The 1,232-nt window shown below is 70.3% G+C and carries 1 protein-coding gene; it reads left to right on the top strand.

The window, feature by feature from the left end:
- Positions 1-57: 57 nt before the first annotated feature.
- Positions 58-1,232: TonB-dependent receptor plug domain-containing protein (locus FKP22_RS30880; RefSeq protein ID WP_170201197.1), on the top strand; the 1,175-nt coding region annotated here is incomplete at its 3' end.

Here is a 1,232-nt window from a genome sequence, read left to right as displayed (position 1 = left end):
CAAGCCGCACCTGCGCCACCCCGTGCCAGCACCGGCCTGCCCGATCACTGTTCAACCATGCCATTCCCCTCCCTGCCGATCCAGCTGCAGGCGCCGCCTGGCGTCGCCCTGCACCTGCTGGCCTGGGCTGCCGCGTTCGCAGCCCCCTGCACCCAAGCCCTGGCCCAGGGTGTTGCCAGCGATGCCGAGCTCACGCCGGTGATCGTCGTCACCGGCACTGCCTCACACACCGGCCTGCCCGCCAGCCTGCCCAGCGCCACCGCCAGCAAGACGGCCGAACAGCTGCGCGAGCAGAACCTGTTTAACCCCGAAGACGCACTGCAGTACATGCCCAACACGACGGTACGCAAGCGTTACCTGGGCGACCGCAACGCGCTGCTCGCCGGCCGCAGCTTCGGCACGCTGCAGCCGTCCCGCGCGCTGGTCTACCTGGACGGCTACCTGATCAGCAACTTCCTGGGCCGTTTCGACGCGCCGCGCTGGAACATGGTCTCGCCCGAGGCCATAGCCCGGGTGGACATGCTTTACGGCCCCTACTCGGCGCTGCTGCCGGGCAACTCGATCGGCAGCACCGTCAGCGTCAGCCAGCGCGTGCCCAAGGGCTTCGAGGCTTCGGGCCGGCTCATCGGCAGCCAGCAGCGCTTCAGCCAGTACGGCCACGCGGACAACTTCGGCAGCGGCCAGCTCTCGCTGCACCTGGGCCAGGCGCTGGCCAGCGGCCTGTGGCTGAGCGCGGACCTGAATCACCAGGACGCCACCTCGCAGCCCATGCAGTACGCGACCGTGACCGCCGCCGCCAACGGCAGCTTCCCGGCCACCAGCGGCACGGCCACGCGGGTCACCGGCATCGTCTACGACACGGAACCCAAGGGCTTGCGCCGCGCGGTGTTCGGCGCCAACGCCGGCGCCATCGACCACACCGTGCAGGACACGCTGAACCTGCGGGCCGGCCAGAAGCTGAGCGCCACGCTGGAGGCCAGCGCCATGGCCAGCTGGTGGCACAACGACACCCACACCCGCGACCAGAGCTTTCTGCGCGACGCCAGCGGCGCCACCGTCTGGTCCGGCGTGGTGACCGACGGCAGCAACAGCTTCAGCATCCCGCTCGCCAGCTTCGCGCCGGCCAACCGTACCGAGCTGCACCAGCAACTGGGCGCCAGCCTGAAGACGCGGCGCGGGCCGGGCTGGAATGCCTCGCTGGTGCTGTCGAGCTACCGCATCCTGGACGACGC

This window comes from Ideonella azotifigens (genome assembly GCF_006519715.1).
Lineage (GTDB): Bacteria > Pseudomonadota > Gammaproteobacteria > Burkholderiales > Burkholderiaceae_C > Ideonella > Ideonella azotifigens.
The sequence above is the reverse complement of the archived record's forward strand: the minus strand, read 5'-3'. Positions and strand labels throughout refer to the sequence as shown.